The 17,309-nt window shown below is 67.4% G+C and carries 16 protein-coding genes; 6 read left to right on the plus strand and 10 right to left on the minus strand.

What is annotated here, in order from left to right; translation table 11 throughout:
- Positions 1 to 175 precede the first annotated feature (175 nt).
- The 3 genes from C444_RS16275 (at position 176) to C444_RS16285 (ending at position 2,906) form a co-directional block, all read left to right on the plus strand.
- Positions 176 to 1,216, plus strand: a complete 1,041-nt coding sequence (locus C444_RS16275) for a zinc-binding dehydrogenase (protein ID WP_004594109.1) — start codon at positions 176 to 178, stop codon at positions 1,214 to 1,216.
- Positions 1,217 to 1,586: 370 nt separating this feature from the next.
- The gene (locus C444_RS16280; RefSeq protein ID WP_004594110.1) at positions 1,587 to 2,360 is read left to right on the plus strand and encodes a CbiX/SirB N-terminal domain-containing protein; all 774 of its coding nucleotides are present in this window, start codon (positions 1,587 to 1,589) and stop codon (positions 2,358 to 2,360) included.
- 78 nt (positions 2,361 to 2,438) lie between these two features.
- Positions 2,439 to 2,906, plus strand: a complete 468-nt coding sequence (locus C444_RS16285) for a DUF2062 domain-containing protein (protein ID WP_004594111.1) — start codon at positions 2,439 to 2,441, stop codon at positions 2,904 to 2,906.
- Between the two features lie 24 nt (positions 2,907 to 2,930).
- Here C444_RS16285 and C444_RS16290 read toward each other — a convergent pair whose 3' ends face one another.
- The 3 genes from C444_RS16290 to cobN all read right to left on the minus strand — a co-directional run bounded on the left by C444_RS16290 (position 2,931) and on the right by cobN (position 8,373).
- Positions 2,931 to 3,695, minus strand: a complete 765-nt coding sequence (locus tag C444_RS16290) for a cobalt-precorrin-7 (C(5))-methyltransferase (RefSeq protein ID WP_004594112.1) — start codon at positions 3,693 to 3,695, stop codon at positions 2,931 to 2,933.
- A 66-nt stretch (positions 3,696 to 3,761) separates the two neighbouring features.
- Positions 3,762 to 4,487 carry a precorrin-8X methylmutase gene (locus tag C444_RS16295; RefSeq protein ID WP_004594113.1) on the minus strand — a complete coding sequence of 242 codons (726 nt, stop codon included), beginning with the start codon at positions 4,485 to 4,487 and terminating at the stop codon, positions 3,762 to 3,764.
- A complete protein-coding gene (cobN, locus tag C444_RS16300) occupies positions 4,477 to 8,373 on the minus strand; it encodes a cobaltochelatase subunit CobN (protein ID WP_004594114.1) in 3,897 nt (1,298 codons plus the stop codon). Before cobN ends, C444_RS16295 begins: the two co-directional genes overlap by 11 nt.
- Positions 8,374 to 8,408: 35 nt before the next feature.
- On the opposite strand from cobN, the gene C444_RS16305 reads away from it, so the two are divergent.
- From C444_RS16305 to C444_RS16315, 3 genes are read left to right on the plus strand one after another with little or no spacing between them, the layout of a single operon-like run.
- Positions 8,409 to 10,571, plus strand: a complete 2,163-nt coding sequence (locus C444_RS16305) for a VWA domain-containing protein (RefSeq protein ID WP_004594115.1) — start codon at positions 8,409 to 8,411, stop codon at positions 10,569 to 10,571.
- Between the two features lie 53 nt (positions 10,572 to 10,624).
- On the plus strand, positions 10,625 to 10,831 hold the full coding sequence (locus tag C444_RS16310) for a CbtB domain-containing protein (protein WP_004594116.1): 207 nt from the start codon (positions 10,625 to 10,627) through the stop codon (positions 10,829 to 10,831).
- On the plus strand, positions 10,831 to 11,541 hold the full coding sequence (locus C444_RS16315; RefSeq protein WP_004594117.1) for a CbtA family protein: 711 nt from the start codon (positions 10,831 to 10,833) through the stop codon (positions 11,539 to 11,541). Before C444_RS16310 ends, C444_RS16315 begins: the two co-directional genes overlap by 1 nt.
- A 12-nt stretch (positions 11,542 to 11,553) precedes the next feature.
- Here the strand turns inward: C444_RS16315 and C444_RS16320 are convergent, their stop codons facing one another.
- The 7 genes from C444_RS16320 to cobJ all read right to left on the minus strand — a co-directional run bounded on the left by C444_RS16320 (position 11,554) and on the right by cobJ (position 17,309).
- Positions 11,554 to 12,234, minus strand: coding sequence for an Rnase Y domain-containing protein (locus tag C444_RS16320; protein WP_004594118.1), 681 nt, complete (start codon positions 12,232 to 12,234; stop codon positions 11,554 to 11,556).
- 149 nt (positions 12,235 to 12,383) lie between these two features.
- Positions 12,384 to 13,655 (minus strand): outer membrane protein assembly factor BamB family protein, encoded by a 1,272-nt coding sequence (locus C444_RS16325; protein WP_004594119.1) that lies wholly within the window; start codon positions 13,653 to 13,655, stop codon positions 12,384 to 12,386.
- Positions 13,648 to 14,019, minus strand: a complete 372-nt coding sequence (locus tag C444_RS16330) for a DUF3209 family protein (RefSeq protein ID WP_004594120.1) — start codon at positions 14,017 to 14,019, stop codon at positions 13,648 to 13,650. The genes C444_RS16325 and C444_RS16330 overlap by 8 nt, the downstream gene beginning before the upstream one ends.
- A 26-nt stretch (positions 14,020 to 14,045) precedes the next feature.
- Positions 14,046 to 15,269, minus strand: coding sequence for a CbiX/SirB N-terminal domain-containing protein (locus C444_RS16335; RefSeq protein ID WP_004594121.1), 1,224 nt, complete (start codon positions 15,267 to 15,269; stop codon positions 14,046 to 14,048).
- Positions 15,266 to 15,925: a hypothetical protein gene (locus tag C444_RS16340; RefSeq protein WP_004594122.1), complete on the minus strand. Its 660-nt coding sequence runs from the start codon at positions 15,923 to 15,925 to the stop codon at positions 15,266 to 15,268. The genes C444_RS16335 and C444_RS16340 overlap by 4 nt, the downstream gene beginning before the upstream one ends.
- Entirely contained in the window at positions 15,922 to 16,218 is a 297-nt protein-coding gene (locus C444_RS16345; protein WP_004594123.1) for a ferredoxin, read from the minus strand. Before C444_RS16345 ends, C444_RS16340 begins: the two co-directional genes overlap by 4 nt.
- Positions 16,218 to 17,309 (minus strand): precorrin-3B C(17)-methyltransferase, encoded by a 1,092-nt coding sequence (gene cobJ, locus C444_RS16350; protein ID WP_004594124.1) that lies wholly within the window; start codon positions 17,307 to 17,309, stop codon positions 16,218 to 16,220. The genes C444_RS16345 and cobJ overlap by 1 nt, the downstream gene beginning before the upstream one ends.

The following is a 17,309-nucleotide window of genomic DNA, read 5'->3' on the forward strand; positions in this document are numbered from 1 at the left end:
GTAATCATATATTCACCAAGTGTGTGCATTTCGAATATTATAAAGGTGGATATCTGATGGATAGAGAGAGTATAGAAAATCCACGCGCAGATTGAATGCCCTCATTGAATCAATCACGACCAGAATAGCCTCCGGGAGGCTGGCGTTTATAACCGAGCCACGGCAAGTGATGACGATGCAAGCCGTTCAGTTCGACAGCCACGGAGACCGTGACGTGCTCGAGTATGGCGAGTTTCCCGATCCCGAACCGGGCCGCGACGAAGTAGTCATCGACGTGAAGGCGGCCGCGCTGAACCACCTCGACATCTGGACCCGGCGCGGCCTCCCCGGCGTCGACCTCGATATGCCACACATCCCAGGGAGCGACGCCGCCGGCGTCGTCGACGAGGTCGGCGACGGCGTCTCGCGGTTCGAACCGGGCGATCGGGTAGCCGTCCTCGCCGGCAAGAGCGGCGGGGGCGACGAGTTCACGCGAAAGGGCGACCCGACGCTCGCGCCGGACTACCACATCATCGGCGAGCACGTCCGGGGCGTCCACAGCGAGTACGCCGCCGTGCCGGCCGAGAACCTCACACCGGTTCCTGAGGGCGTCGACTGGGAGACGGCCGCCGCGTCACCGCTGGTGTTCCAGACCGCCTGGCGGATGCTCCGCGACCGCGGCGACCTGAAGGCCGGCGAATCGGTACTGGTGCTCGGTGCGTCCGGCGGCGTCGGCCACGCGGCCGTCCAGATCGCCGATCACGCCGGTGCTGAGGTGTTCGCCACCGCCAGCAGCCAGGAGAAGCTCGACTACGCCGAAGAACTGGGCGCGGACCACACCATCAACTACGAGGAGGCGGACTTCGCGAACGAGATTCGGGACCTGACCGACGGCCGCGGGGTCGACATGGTCGTCGACCACATCGGCGCACAGACCTGGCAGGACTCGCTGAAGAGCCTCGTCAAGGGCGGCCGCGTCGTCACTTGCGGTGCGACGACCGGTGGCAACCCGGAGACGGACATCAACCGCATCTTCTGGAACCAGTTGCAGGTCATCGGCTCGACGATGGCTACCCCGGGGCAGGCCGACGAGGTTCTGGACCTGGTCTGGCAAGGGGAGCTGGAGCCACGAGTCCGCGAGACGCTGCCGATGAGCGAAATCGCGCGGGCACACGAAATAATCGAGGATCGCGAGGGCTTCGGGAAGGTCGTGGTCGTTCCCGACAGCGAGCTGTAGGTCTACCCTCGCGTTTTTGTTGTTACTCCGCCCCGAACAGAGCCGTTGCGAACCGGTCGAAGAGAGACGAGTGCTACCGCAGCATTGTTCCGAGAAGTATCACGACTGCACCGGTCAGGGTAACGCCGGCGATAATTAGATCGAACTCGCCGTGAGGAGACGGGCTACGAGGCCGACACACATCGACCGACGTAGAGCGACTGGGATTGCAGTCGAGCGGCGTTACGATCCGATTTTCAATCCGCTGACAGACGGTCGTCGATAGCCGATACGACGGGGGACCCAAAGGTATTAGTGGGTTCCTGCCAACCTTCAGGCAAGCCAACTTTCGCTAAAACAATTCAGCTTGTTTTAGCGTTGGGAGCTACCAATGCCACACGACACACTCCTGCTCATCGGTCGGGACACGTCACGCGCTACGCCCTACGAGACACACGCTCGCCGTCTGCGCGAGCGCGGAGTAGCCACCGACGTGGCGGTCCTGACCTACGACCACGAACCCCGTCGGGAGTTACGCGACGAACTGGTAGCCATCGATGCCGACCGCGTGTTCGCGCTGCCGATGACCGTCGCACACGACCACACCACGGTGACCGACGTGCCGGCGGCACTCGACGAAATCGACGCCGAGACGCACTACTGTGAACCAGTCGGGCGAAGCCCGCTGCTGACCGAAGCGCTCCGGGACCGCGCCGCCGCTTCGGTCCCGGAGGCCGCCGATTCCTCCGTCGCACTCGTCGCCTTCGGCTCCAGCGGCAAGCCGTATCAGCGCCAGGTGACGGAATACCACGCCGAGCGCCTGCGCGAGCGCTCGGCCTTCGGCGAGGTCGAACCGTGCTATCTGCTCCAGAACCCCGCCGTCGAATGTGTCAGGTACAACCTCACCCACGACCACGCCGTCGCCGTACCGCTCTTTCTCGCGCCGTGCGACGCGACCGAGACACAGATTCCCACCAAACTCGATCTCGACAGGGGCGGGCTCGCCTACACCGACACGCTGGACGACCACCCGCTCGTCACCGAAGCCGTCGCAACCGCCGTCGAGACGGCACGGACGATGGCCGACACACGCACACCGCAGACCTTCGAGGAGACGCTGGCCGCGACAAACCGACCGATGGCGACCGACGGCGAAGGCGATTAGGGCTGTCGCAGCGTCAGTGCCGACCACCTGCCGGACGAGAGGAAGCGATTTGTACCCACGGTACATTCTGGCACGTAGATGGTTCGCCGACGAGTAGCGCAGACGCGGGACCAGATCAAAGAGAAGCTAGTGGCCGCGCTGATAGAAGACCACTCTCCGCGAGAGGTTGCTATGAGCTTCAGCGTGGGCGTATTTCTCACCGCACTACCGACGCTTGGCACTGGGTTTCTCGCCTTCCTCGTCCTCGCGTACCTGTTTAGACAACTCAGCAAGGTCGCGCTGTTTGCCTCGGTGCTGATACTCAATCCGCCGGTCAAGTGGGGCGTGTACGCGACGAGCTTCTGGCTCGGCAACCGGATTCTGGGGCCGGTACCCGGGCTGTCCTTCGACGGTGTGTCAATGTCGATGGGCGGTGACGTGCTGGTCCGACTGTGGGCGGGGAACATCATCCTGGCCGTCGTGTTTGCCGCTATCGGGTACGTGCTCGCGTTCCGGTTGATCAACGAGTACAGGCGACGGCAGGGACAGACGGCCGGAGTTAGCTAAACAAGACTGGAGCAGGGACTCGCGTCACTCTCGTCGCACGACGAACACCGACAGGTCCGAGAACCGCGTGTCGTCCTTGCTGTCACCGCCGGCATCTTCTGCGAGGTCACCAAGCGTCGTCGCGGTCCGGGCCTCATCGTCGTGGGTGAGCCGCTCGTAGGCCAGTGCCGGCAGGTCGGGGTCGCCACCAGCAGCCAACAGCTCGGCCGCGATGTCCTCGGGCATCAGGTCGAACGGGCGCGGGAGGACGAGCAGGTGACGGTCGCCGACATCGCTCCGAAGCCGGTCGAGATCGGATGAGAGGTCGCCGCTCTTGTGCAACGTGACAAAGGTCGTGTCCTCCATCGGTGTCCGGGCGCGACTGGCAGCGATCTGAAGCGAGGAGATGCCCGGTACGATACGAACCGGACGGTCGACGGCACGCTGGACCTTCCCCACGAACTGATAGCCCGAGTGGTTCGGGTCGCCCATCGCGACCGCAGTCCCGCGCTCGCCCGCAGCCACGCGCTCGGCGAAGGCGTCCAGCGTGTCGAGTTCGTCCCGGTAGCCACAAGTCAGCAGGTCCGCATCGGTCCGGTCGGCGACGAAATCGACGACCGTCTCGAAACCGACGACCACGTCGGCTTCGCGGATCGCCTGCTCGCCCCGGGGCGTCAGGAAATCGAGGTTCCCCGGTCCGATCCCGACGGCGTGGACCGGCCGGTCTGCGTCGGGGTCCTCGGGCGTACTCGCCGCAATATCGGCTGGGTCCGGTCCGGAATCGAGGTCGTAGTCGTCGCCTTCAGCCATCCAGCGAAACTCCTCCCTCGCGGCTCGCGGGTCGTTCCTCCCCGCTCGCTCGTTCCGAGGGTGTGGTCATAGATCGACCACACCCTCGCGCACGTCCGACGCAACGTGCACCAGTTCGTTCGTCAGCCCGGCGGCCAGCCCGCTCCCGCCGCGGCGGCCGACGTTCGTGATGGTCGGAACGCCGTGCTCGGCGGCTACCCCCCGGAGCCGCTTTCGGCTCTCAGCGGCCTTGACGAAGCCGACCGGCGTGGCGACGACGACCGCCGGACGTGTCCCGTCCTCGATACAGTCTGCCAGAGCGAGTGCGGCCGTTGGTGCGTTCCCGACGACTGCGATAGCGCCGTCGTAGACGCCCTGCTTGTCGAGTTCGAGCACCGATGCAGCCGTTCGGGTCATCCCGGTTTCGGCGGCCAGCTCCGCGCCGTTGCCGATGGCCTTCTGGACCGGACAGTCGTGGCCGCGGCCGGTGATGCCGGCCTTGACCATCGTGATGTCGGTGACGATGGGCTGTTCGTCGAGGACGGCCCGCGCCCCCGCACGAATCGGTTCATCATCGTCCGCCCCAGTAAACCGCATCAGATATTGGAACTCGGGGTCGCCGGTCGCGTGGACGGACTTCTGGCGAATCCGGTCGGCAAGCGTCTCGTCCGGCACGAGTTTGCGCACGCGGTCCATCGACGTCTCCGCGATGTCCATCGCGTTCGAGGTGGTCGCGCCGAGGTCGGCGTACTCCTCGAAGTCGTCCTCGCTGTTCGCCTTGCCGTCTGTCGCATCGTCTGTGTTAGTCGTCATCTGAGGTCACCTCCGTCGAGTCGCTGCCGGGACCAGTACCGGCGCGGGCTTCCAGGTCACCGTCGACCTCCAGGTTCAGGTCTCGCAGGCGGTCGCGGGTCTCGTCGTCGGCGTCCCAGAGCCCGCGGTCGATAGCTTCCAGCAGCGTGTCGGTGATCGAATCCAGCGCCCAGGGGTTCACGTCCCGGAGCCAGTCCTGTCGGTCCTCATCGAAGGCGTAGCGCTCGGCCACGTCGTCCCAGAGGGTGTCGCTGACCACGTCGGTCGTCGCGTCCCAGCCAAGCACCACGTCGACCGTCGTCGAGAGGTCGCCAGCACCCTTGTAGCCGTGTTCCTCCATCGAGTCGAGCCACGAAGGGTTGAGGACGCGGGCACGCATCGCCTTCCGGACCTTCTCCTCGTTGGTGTACACGTCGACGTTGTCCGGGTCCGATGAATCACCTACGTAGGAATTCGGCTCCTCGCCGGCGATTTCCGTGACCGCGGAGATGAAGCCGCCGTGGAAGGCGTACCAGTCCGAGGAGTCGAACTCGTCCTGCTCGGCGGTGTCCTCGATTTTGACCGTCGCGTCGACGGAGGAGAGGCGGCGCTCGAAGGCGTCGTGAGCATCGCTGACGCGGCCCCGCGAGCCCATTGCGTAGCCGCCCCACTGGACATACACGTCGGCGAGGTCCGAACGGTCGTCCCAGTTGCCCTCGTCGACGGCTTTGTTCGTCCCAGCCCCGTACCCGCCGGGGCGAGTGGTAAAGACGCGGTGTTTTGCCGCACTCTCGGCGTCACCCTCGTCCATCCCGTCGGCGACGAGGTCCTCGGTCTCCTCCTCGACGTGTTTCTTCACGTAGTTCATCTCGTGGGGTTCGTCGAGGTCGACAACGGCGTCGACCGCGTCGTGGACGACCCCCGCGGCCGCCGGGAAGGCGTCGCGGAACAGCCCGGAGACTCGGGTCGTCACGTCGATGCGCGGGCGACCGAGTTCGTCCAGCGGAATCGGTTCCACGTCCTCAACGCGGCCGGCGTCAGACCAGACCGGTTCGACGCCCATCAGCGCGAGCACCTGCGCGATGGTCTCACCGCGGGTCCGGACTGTCGGCGTGCCCCAGACGACGACGCCGATCTCCTCGGGGTACTCGCCCTCGTCGGTTTCGTGACGCTCCAGCACGCCGTCGGCGACCTCGCTGCCCACGTCCCAGGCCGTCTTGGCCGGGACCTTCCGCGGGTCCAGCGTGTAGAAGTTCCTGGCTGTGGGGAGCAGGTCGACGCCGCCGCGGGTCGGCGCGCCGGAGCCGCCCGGCGGGACGTACTCGCCGGCCAGCGCGTCAGCGGTCCGCGGGATTTCGTCGGCCGCGCCGGCTACCCGCGGAGCGGCCTCCTCGCAGATGTAGGCCAGCGCCTCGCGGAGGTCGTCGTGTGCGCCCGACCGCACGCGCGCATCGCCGAGCGGTTCGATATCCACGACGAGGAGATTCATGTTCACCTCCGAACTGCTGTCTTCGAGTTCGCTCTCGGGCACGTCGAAGTCGTGCTCGGCCAGCGTCCGGACGAGGTCTTTGCTGGTCTCGTGGACGTGGTCGGCGGCCTCGGCGTAGGTCATCCCCAGCGTCTCGTCGTACTCGCCGGGGGCGTTCCGGAGTTTGTCGTAGTCGACGCCGAGCACGCCCGCGACGCTCTCGCGGAGCGAGGGCGCGCCGGGGTTTTCGAGCCGAGTCAGCGCGACCAGGTAGTCGATAAGCCGGTCGTCGGCCGGCGGTTCGCCCATCGTGTGCAGGCCCTTGCGGATCTGGGTCGTCTTCACGTCGGTGAGGTACTCGTGGACGCGCTCGACGAGGGCGTCGATGTCGAGGTCGTCGCCGTCCACGTCGCCCTCCGCGAGCGTCGACCCGGCCTCGTCGGGACCGCGTACGTCGGCTTTCTCGTCGATCTCGCCAGCGATGCCGAGTTCCACGGCGAGGTCGAGTTCATCAACGGTCTGGCGGATCTGCTCGGCGAGGTGTTCGCCGTCGTCGGTCCGGGCGTCCTCCATGCCGGCCTCGCGGTAGCGGTCGGCCAGTTCCTCCAGGTCGGCGAGGTCGTCGTAGGTCCCGGCGTTGGCCATCACCGGCGTCAGGTAGTCGACGATGGCGGCGTAGGAGCGGCGTTTCGCCTGGGTCCCTTCGCCGGGGTTGTTGACGATGTAGGGGTAGACGTTCGGGATGTCGTCGATGAGCTGGTCCGGCGCGCTCTCGCCGTCCAGCCCGACGGTCTTGCCCGGAAGCCACTCCAGACTGCCGTGAGTCCCGAGGTGGACGACGGCATCCGTCTCGTAGCTGTTGCGGAGCCAGCGGTAGAACGCGACGTAGTCGTGGGGCGGCTGGAGGTCCGAGTCGTGGTACACCTTCGATGGGTCCATGCCGAACCCGCGCGGGGGCTGGACCGTCACGAGGACGTTGCCGAACTCCACACCGGGAATCGCAAACGGGCGGTCAGGTGGGTCGCCCCACTCCTCGACGACGTTCTCGCGGAAGTCCGCGTCGAGCGTCTCGAACCAATCGCCGTATTGATCCGGTGAGACAGTGTCGGCGCTCAGCTCGCGCACGTCCTCGGGGGCGACCCAGCGGTCGTCCAGTGTTAGCTGAGCAGTGAGGCGTTCGACGAGCGACTGGCCGCTATCGGGCATCGTGTCACCGAGGTCGTAGCCACGAGCGTCAAGTTCCTCCAAGAGATTCACCGTGCTCTCGGGCGAGTCCAGCCCGAACGCCGTCCCGATGCCGTCGTCGCTGGGCGGATAGTTGTGCAGGACGACGGCGACCTGCTTCTCGTCGTTCGGTGTGTGGCGCAGTTCGGCCCAGTTGACAGCGAGGCGCGCGACGTGGTCGATGCGGTCGTCTATGGGGAAGTGCTGCTTCGGTGCGCTTCCGATGCCGGCGTCGTCGTCGGTACGCTCCTTGCCAGAGATGGGGTGGGTGATGACGTTGCCGTCGAACTCCGGTAGCGCGACCGAGAGCGCGAGTTCGAAGCCCATCACGCCGGTGTCGCTGCTGTCGTAGCGCGAGCGCGAGCGCATTGTCGTCACGGTCTGGATGACTGGAACACCGAGTTTATCGAGGAACACGTCCTCCGCGTCCTGGCCCTCGTCGTCGGCGCTGCGGCCGCGTTCGTCCATCGACAGCGAGAACATGAACGACGAGCAGACCGCATCGACGAGTGGATTGCCCTCAGCATCCAGCAACCACTCCTCTGTGACCTGCTCGGCGTTCCACTGGCCCTCGGCGTCGGTTGCTGGCTCACAGAAAATCGGGAGCGCGTTCGCGCCCTGCGCCTCGATGGCGCGGACCTGCGCGTCGACGTACCGGGTGTTCTCGTGGGTCCAGTGCGATTCGTAGAACCACACGGCGACCGTCGGTTTCGTCGAGTCGAACGTCGCCCGCAGGTCCTCTATGCTCGCGCCGGGATGAGCAGGATGGTAGACGCCCTCTGTCGGCAGTGTCACCGGGTCGTCGTACGAGGGGTCGGCGTCGCCGTACTGCGCGACGAGGTAGCGGACGCAGTTGGCGACGTTGCTCGCCCCGCCCTTGTCGAGGTAGTCGTAGACGGTGTCGCGGTGCTCGTCTGGGACCGACGTGTCCTCGAAGGCGAAGGCGTCACCCGTCGCTTTCACCACGAGCGGGACGCCGGCCTCGCGCAGCCGCTCGACGGCGAGGTCGTAGCCGGGCATGCTGTCCTCGGCCCCGTGGAGCCAGAGGATGACGGCGTCGGCGTCGGTCAGTTCATCGACGAACGCCTCGACCGCTGGCTCGTCGTCGAGGTCGCTCTCCGAGCGCACGACGAGGTCGGCGTCGACCTCGCCCGCGGCCCGCTGGACGGCCCCGAGTTCGTTCTCCGTCGCGGTGTAGAGTCCTAGCTGTGGCATAACGTTATTAAATCTCCGTTTGCACTAATACAAGTATGGTTGTATTCGGCGCGGGCAAAAAAGCTTCGCAGGGGGCCTCGTTCACGGCCGTGGTGGGCCAGCGCGACCTCAAGGACGGCCTGCTGGCGGTCGCGACGGACGATGACCTCGACGGCCTGCTGGTCCGCGGCGAAAAGGGGACGGCGAAATCGACGGCCGTGCGCGGCCTCGCCGACCTGCTCCCCCAGCAGCGCGCCGTCGCGGACTGCCCCTACGGCTGTCTGCCCGACCGCCCCGACGAGCAGTGCGAGGACTGCCGGACACGCTCAGACCCGCCGGTCGAAACCCGTTCGGTTCCGCTCGTGACGCTCCCGCTCGGCGCGACCCGGGACCGCGTCGTCGGCACGCTGTCGGTGGCCGACGCGCTCGACGGCGACCACGAGTTCGATCCCGGCCTGCTCGCCCGTGCGAACCGCGGTATTCTCTACGTGGACGAGGTGAATCTGCTGGACGACCACCTCGTGGACGTACTACTCGACGCCGCCGCGAGCGGCCGGAACCGCGTCGAGCGCGACGGCGTCACTGTCACCCACCCCGCCGAGTTCACGCTCGTCGGGACGATGAACCCCGAGGAGGGCGACCTGCGCCCGCAGTTGCGTGACCGCTTCGCCCTCCAGACCGAGGTCAGCGCCTGTGAAGACATAGACGACCGCGTCGCCATCATCGACCAGGCGCTCGGGGAGGGCGACGCGGAGACACAGACCGACCCCGAGTCCGACAAGCGCGACCCGGGCGAGCGACTGCGGACCGCCCGCGAACTCTTTCCGGAAGTGGACCTCGCCCGCGAGTTCCGCGAGCAGATCGCCGAACTCTGCCGGGACGCCGGCCTCGACGGCCACCGTGGCGACATCGCCACGGCGCGGGCGGCCCGGACGTTTGCCGCGCTGGACGGGCGGACGACAGTCCTCGAATCGGACATCGAGCGCGCCGCCGAGTTCGCGCTCCCCCACCGGCTTACCTCTCAGCCGTTCGAGGACGCACCGGATGTGGACGACGTGCTCGACGACCACTTCGAGGATGAGGAGGACGAGTCGGAGGAGGAGTCCGCCGAAGACGGGGAGAGCAGTGATGAGGAAAGCGAAGCGGACGGCGACGGCGGGGACGAGACTGGCGGCGAGTCGGCGGACGACGGCAGTGACGGAGAGGCCAGCGAGGGGGACGACCAGCAAGAGCAGCGGCCGGACGACGGGGAACAATCCGGCGAGGATGGCGACGACGAGGCGGGCGAGCACGGCGACCAGCCGACGCCCGCATCGGCCGACAGCGACGGCGAGCGGCAGGAGGCCGAAGCCGGCGACGACGAGGGAGCGGCTGAAGACGGCGGTGAGGAGGGGGACACCGACCAGTCCGAGGACCCCGAAAGCGCCACCCCGCTGCTACCGGGCCAATCCCGCGCCGCAGTCGGCGACAGCGGCGCACCTGACGTGGACGCCCCGACGGTCGACACGGACGGCAGAACGGCGAGCGGCCGCGCGAGCGCGACGGGGACGAAACGCGGCGCAACGGTCCGCACCGAGCGCGCCGGCCGCGGCGACGAGGTTGACGCCGCGGCGTCGGTCCGAGCGGCGGCTAGTCGCGGGAGCGGTCGCGTCGAATCACGGGATCTCCGGAAGTCCGTTCGTGCAGGCGACGCGGAGACGCTGGTAGTGTTCGCCGTCGACGCGAGCGCGTCGATGCGCCCGGCGATGAAAGCCGCGAAGGGTACCGTACTGGAGCTGCTGAAAGACGCCTATCAGGCCCGCGATCAGGTCGCCTTCGTCACCTTCGCCGGCGAGGGCGCGGACGTAGTCTTGCCGCCGACCGACAGCGTTTCGCTTGCGGCACGCCATCTGAAGGACCTCCCGACCGGCGACCGGACGCCGCTGCCGGACGGGCTGACAGCCGCCTCCGAAGTGCTCGACCGGGCCAACCCGGACGCCGGCGTCGTCGTTGTCGTGACTGACGGCCGGGCAAACACCGCCGACGGGAGCCCGGTCGCGGCGACCAGAAGCGCGGCGCGAACGCTCGGCGAAGCGGTCGACAGGACCGTCGTCGTGGACGCCGGGGAGGGGAGTCGTGCCGGATTACTCGACCTCGTCGCAGACGAAACGGACGCGTCGGTCGTCCCGCTGGACGCGCTGACCGCCGAACGCGTCGACGCGGTGGCGGGCGAACGATAGTGTGAGGCGGAAGTTTTACAATCTTACTTGTTCTTAAGACAAATGAGATTTCAATGCAGGACGACACAGACACCGCACGCGCCACGGACAGCGTGTACGACCGTATCGAGCGCGCTAGAGCGTCGCTGACCGGACCGCAGATCGCCATCGCCGTCGCGCTAGTGGCTGCGCTTGGCTTCACGCTACTGTTCGTGCAGGACCCGATGTTGCACGACTCGCTGCACAACTTCCGGCACAGCGCAGGCATCACCTGCCACTGATGGCGACTGATTACCTCGAACGCGGCGCGGTGGCCGGCGTGGCGGGCGGGCTTGTCTACGGCCTGTTCGTCGCGACGGTCGGGAACGCCTTCACCGCCGGGCTAGAGACGTTCGAACACAGCCACGGCGGGGGCGGCCCCGTCGTCTCCGAACTCACGACGACCGTCGCGAGCATCGGCGGCGGCGTCCTCTGGGGCCTGCTGTTCGGCATCGCGGCCTTCGGGCTGGCATACTTCTTCCTCGAACCGGCGATCCCCGGCTCGGGGGCGACGAAGCGGCTGGCGCTCGCGGGAGCCGGGTTTCTCACCGTCTCCGGCGCGCCGTGGCTCGTCCTGCCGCCACAGCCGCCGGGCGTCGAGCAGGCGCTCGGGACAGAGACGCGCCTCGCCTGGTACGCCGGCCTGATGGCGCTGGGCGCGCTGGTCGCAGTGCTCGCCGGGCTTGCGTATCAGCGGACGGAGCATCACCACACCGCCGTTCGGCTCGGGGCGACAGCGCTACCGCTCGCACTGCTTGCGGTTCCAGTCGCGCTCGCACCCGCAAACCCGGTCCACGGCGACGTGCCCGCCGCGCTCGTCGCGGCCTACCGCTGGACGGTCGTGTTCGGCCAGCTAGTGCTGTGGGCCACCATCGCAGGGGTTCACGCGTGGCTCGGGGGCAGTGATGTCCCAGCCACGGACGACTTGGACTATCCCGCGACAGCAGACTGACGACGACGCGGCTCAGATTTTTCCGGCGACCGTCCCGAGATTCAGCGCCAGCCCGACGATACCGACAACAGCGGCGAGAACGAGGTTCGCCGTCGTCCCGCCGACGCTGAACGGGGCCGTGCCGGCCGATGCCAGCGCGCCGAATCCGATGCCGGCGACGACGAGCGCCACGCCGGCCAGTCCGACGAGCATCGTGCCAGTCGGGCCGAACCGACCGGCTCGGTCCGCCTCGTACCGGTCCAGCGCGTCGTGCATCGTCCCAGTGATCGACTCCTCCAGGTCCGACATCTGTCCCGAGAGATAGGTGTTCAGCGTCTCCTCGTGCTCGTCGAGTTCCTCGGCGCGCTCGGACAGTTGCGCGTCGTACTCCGTCAGTTCGGCCTCGCGCTCGTCGAGATCGGTCTCCCGGTCATCGAGGGCAGCTTCGCGTTCGTCGAGCCGGTACTCCCGCTCGTCCAGTTCCGTCTCTCGCCGGTCGAGCTCCTCCTCGCGGGCGTCAATCTGCTCCCCGCGGCGGTCGAGTTCCGCGCTCCGCTGGTCGAGGCCCATCTCCCGCTCGTCGAGTCGGCGCTGCATCTGTGCGAACTCCCGCTCGCGCTCGGTCGGATGGTCGTCGACGGCGCTCTCGTCGTCGGCCACAGAGTCAGCGTCCGCTGGTTCCTCCTCATGGTCCACATCTGTGTCATTGGCCATAGTAGGCACCCATACCGGGACGCTACGGCTAACGGACGGTTAGTTTGACACCACATAACACAGTAACCAGAGCCAAACTGAGGGCACTATGTCCGAGTGAAAAATCGGCATTTCGGACCCCTACCGGTCCAGATCGCCATATCAATGCGTCAACGACGGGACTGGGTCGTGCTACTTCTTGTCCCGACTCGATGCAACCGGTACGCGCCACGCTCGTGGCCCTCGTCGTGGTAGACGACCGGTTCTTCGACGGCAACAGCGGTTCCGTCGTCGACTGCGGCCGCCGTCACGACGCCGTCGGTGTCCAGCGTGTCGACGGGCCCGTCTGCGACGTCGAACAACCGCAGGGCGTGGTCGTCGGCGTCGCGGTCCCGGAAGTTCTGTGCGCCGGGAACGGCAAGCAGCGAGCCGTCGGTGCCCAGCCCGCTAGCGAAGCCGCCCACAGGCGCGTCCCAGCGGCAGTCGCCATCGAGCGAGACGCCGATTGCGGTATGCTCGTCCGGGTGGCGAGCGTCGGTCTCGCGGCCCTCCTCTGGATACGTATTCCCGGTGACGAACACCGCACCCGCCTCGGTCGCGTGGACGTGATTCGGGTACGCGTAGACGGTATCCCCGTCCACGTCGGTCGGGGTCGCCAGCGGGACCCGCCAGCGCTCCCGGCCGCCGCTGTCGAGCCGGTAGCCGCAGTAGTCGCCGTGGCTGGAGGCGACAGCGCCGTCGGCCAGCAGGGCCACGTCGCCGACGCGCCGCTGGCCGTCGGTCCCTGGGTCCCACATCCAGCGCGGGTCGCCGCCGTCGGCGTCGAGGACGACGAGGCCGTGCTGGTGGTCGCCGGGACACCGGTTGTACGCGACTGCGACGCGGTTTTCGTCAGCGTCGAGCGAGATCGGCGAGCCGTCGGTCTGATAGGTCCAGTCGACAGTGCCGTCAGGTCCGAAGGCGTAGACGACGCTCTCGAAGTGGCGGAGGTCGGTCCCAGCCTCGTCTGTCCGACGTTCGTACCGCCGGGCGGCGGCGTAGCAGCGGTCACCGTCGGTGGCGAGGCTGGCGACGAAGGGAAGCAGAAATCTGGTATCCTGCTGAGCCTCGCCCAGATCCGTCCTTGTTTCGTACCGCCATCGCAGGTCGCCATCGGCATCGTGGCAGCGAATTTCGCCGCGAGCACTGCGTTCGCCAACGACGACGCCGCCGTCGAAGGACACCGCCACAACGACGCTCGGCTCGCCGTCCGTGTCGTACTGCCAGCGTCGGTGTGGCGGGCCGGAGTCAGCCGACACGTCGAACGCCTGTAGATCCCCGTCAGCAGTGCCGACGACCGCGAGCCCGTCGGTCAGCGTGACCGCCGAGCGGCGGCCCTGATGGCGCGAGCGGGCCGGCGCTACATCCCCGAGGTCGGCGGTCGGAGCGCACTGGCTACTCATCGACCGGGAAGGCCTCGTGGAGCACGTTGTGGGCCTCACCGAGTCCGGCGAGGACATCCTCGCCCTGCATGGTGATGCGCGATACCGCCCGCTCGGCGTCGCGGACCGCGACAAGTCGCCCCCGGAGGTAGTCATACTCCGGATCGTCTTCGGGGGTTGCGGCGATCTCCTCTTCGAGATCTACGAGCGCGGCATCGAGGTGGCGCTCGATGGCGGCGAGGGTTTCCGCGCCGGCGAGGGCCTCTATCGGGCCGGTCATGTGGCCCTCCAGCTCCTGTTCCGCGTGCTGGCGCGCGTGGTCGTCTTCGGTACCGAGAACGTTCATGAGGCCCAGTCGGAGGGCCTCGATTTCGTAGCAGCTCATGTGTGTATTAAATCGGGTGTGTATTTTCAAAGGGTCTGATCGACGAGTTCGCTTACGATGCGGTCACGGTCCAGATGTGTGGAGACGATTTCGGCGGCGTCCTCGTCTTCGACGCCGCCGTACCAGACGCCGTCGGGGTAGACGGCGACCATCGGGCCCTCGCCACAGCGGCCGAGACACGACGACCGCGTGATGCGGGCGTCACACTGGTCGCTGTCGCGGGCGGCCTGACGCAGTCGTTCGAGGACCGCCGGCGCGCCGTCCTGGGCGCAGGTCTGGTTCGTACAGACCGCGACGTGTTTCTCTGGGGCGTCGTGGACGTGCGGGTCGTCGTCGACGTTCTCACGGTCGGCGTGTTCGGCCTGGTGGGTCAACGCTCGCAGCATGGCGCGAGCGCCGCCCTGGTCCTCCTCGTAGCCGTCGAGCTCGACCTTGTACTTGCAGGTATCACAGGACATCTCGACGCTCCCGGTCCGTGCTTCTTGCCAGCGGTCGCCCAGCACGTCCAGCAGGCGCGTGTCGGTCCCGAGCGGTTCGCCCGGTGCGGCGTCGACGTAGGGGTACTCCTCGTCGAACTCGCGTGCGCCGTCCTTGATGCGGCCGGTCAACACGCCGTCCCCGAGCATGTACGGGATGACGACGACGGCATCGGGTCGCGTCTTGGCGATATCGTGCAGCGTATCGTCAAGCAGCGGCTCGGTGACGCCGATGAACGACGCCTCGACCCGCGAGAACTCGCGCCCCTCGTACAGCAGCCGGGCGAGCTTGTGCACGTCGGCGTTGGCGTCCGGGTCGCTGGACCCGCGGGCGCAGACGACGGCGGCTACTTCATCCTCCTCCCGGTCGACGCCGAGTTCGGTCTCAACGGCCGCCGCGCGGTCATCCAGCAGGTCCAGCAGCGCCGGGTGGACGCCGAGGTGCGCGCCGTTGTTGATGGTCAGTTCAGGGTGGGCCTCGCGGGCCTGCTCAACAGCCAGCGGTACGTCGTTTTTGACGTGACTGGCGGCAAACAGGGAGAGGTGAACCACCGACACCTCCGAAACGGCTCTGGCTAGCCCGGAGATGGCCTCGTCGATGGCCGGCTCAGCCAGTTCGAGAAAGGCCGCGTCAACCGGGATGCCGAGTCGGCCCTCCAGTTCGACCGCAAGGTCGCGGACCTGTTCGTTGGACTTCTCGCGCCGGGAGCCGTGGCCGACCAGCAGCACCGCTTCGTCGTCCAGCGTCTCGGGTGCGGAAATGGCTTCGCTCATCGGACTCGTTCGATGCTTTTCCGAAGCTTGCGCCGGCGGCTCGGGGCGAACAGCCCCGTCTCCTCGCTGCCCTCGTATAGCCAGTCGCCGAGGACAGGTGCCGCGTCGTCGTCCACGCCGAACCAGTAGCCCGAAGACGTCTCCGAGAGGTCGTCGTAGGGCGCGTCGACCGGGCAGCGGTCGAGCAGCGTCTGGATCGTCCGGAGGAGTCGCTCGTCGCTGTGGACGAAGGAGATGCCGACCGCCTCGTCGTCGGACTTGAAACACACCGTGCCACAGCCTTCAAGTAGCCCGCGGAGGAGCTGGCGGTCGTAATCGGCCAGCGCGTCGAATCGGTAGCCGCCCGAATCGCCGTCGAACGGCAGGCCGAGCGCGGCGCTGGCGCGGTCGGCGAGGCCGCCGACTACCTGCACCGTGAACTCCTCTTCTGTGCGCGTAATCGAGGTGTCGTGGGCGTAGGCTCGCTCGACGATGCGGCGGTCGGCCCGCTCCGCCCCGGCGACGGACGCGAGCCGCCGGGCGGCCGTTTCGTCGTTGGTCCGGACGGTGACACAGCCGTCCTCGCACTCGCCGTCGCCGGCGACCCGCCCCCAGAAGTACGCCGTCTCGGGGTGGGCCGCGAGCATGTCCGTCGGCGCGCCGGTCTCGACGCTCATGGCTGGACCTCCTCAGTGTCACTCGCCGGCGCGTCGACGGCTCCCGCGTCATCCTCGACGGATTCGACGTGAATCGCGTCCAGCGGACAGGCCGCGGCGGCCTGCTCGGCGTCGTCCCGCCGGTCGTCGTCGAACGCCGCCGCGACGGCGTGGGCGTTGTCGACTTCCAGTTCGGTCGGCCCCTCTGTGTCGAGCGTCGCCAGCCCCTCGCCGTCCTCGGCGAACCGCCCGTCGCGGACGAGACAGGCGAAGACCCCGTCGCAGGCGTCGCGGTCGATAGTGATTCGGTACATTAGTAGTCGTACTTGGTCTCGTAGCCCCGCGGGGTCACCATCCGGTCGTCCCAGACGTAGGTGTCCTCGTTGCCCACGAGCAGGGTGGTGGTCATGTCGACGAGGTCTGTCTCGCCGAGTTCGGGCAGTTCGCCGAGTTCGACGATCTCGACCTGTTCGTCCTCGCGGCCGGCGGCGTGGACGACGCCGACGGGCGTCTCGGGGTCGCGGTGTTCCAGCAGGATCTCACAGCACTTCTCGTAGTTGTCCCGGCGCTTGCGGCTCCACGGGTTGTAGATAGTGATGGTAAAGCCCTCCTTGGCGGCGGCGTGGAGTCGGGACTCGATGGTCGGCATGTCGGTGAGGTGGTCCGACAGCGAGATGGAGACGGTGTCGTTGACCAGCGGCGCGCCGACGCGGGCCGCACAGGACTGGGCCGCCGGGACGCCCGGAACGACGTCGAAGTCGAGCATCGTCGCCGTTGCGCCCTTCGACTCTATGATTTCCAGTGCGAGGCCGGCCAGCGCGTACACGTTCGGGTCGCCGCTGCCGATGATGGCCACGTCGTTGCCCGCCAGCGCGCGGTCGATAGCCTCCTCGGTTCGGGACACTTCACCGCACATCGGCGTGTTGTAGATATCGTCGGCTCCGTCGGTGATCTCGTCGGGGAGCAGTTCGACGTAGGTCGTGTAGCCCACGATGTGTTCGGCGTCCAGCAGCGCGGAGCGGGCGCGGGCGGTCATTCCCTCCGGCTGCCCGGGACCGAGGCCGACGGCGATGAGCCGGCCCGGTTCGGCGTCGAAGTCGTCGACGGTCGAGCCGACCTCCTCCTCGTCCGATTCACTAGATGAGGACGCCCCACAGGAGCTACTGCTGGACGAAGACGACGAGGACGATGATGACGCGCCACACTTCGAGGCGCTGTCGTCACCTGTGTCCGGCGTTGTTTCCGTCGACGAACTCGCAGAACTCGCACCGCACTTGGAGGCGGTATCGGTCTCTGCTTCGCTCGCGGCGGTGCCGCTCGCGCTTTCCGAGGCGCTACGCGCCTCGCTCGCGCCGCACTTCGATTCTGTCTCGGTACTTGCGTCGGTAGTGTTGTCAGTGCTCAT

It is taken from the genome of Haloarcula japonica DSM 6131, assembly GCF_000336635.1.
GTDB classification, from domain to species: domain Archaea; phylum Halobacteriota; class Halobacteria; order Halobacteriales; family Haloarculaceae; genus Haloarcula; species Haloarcula japonica.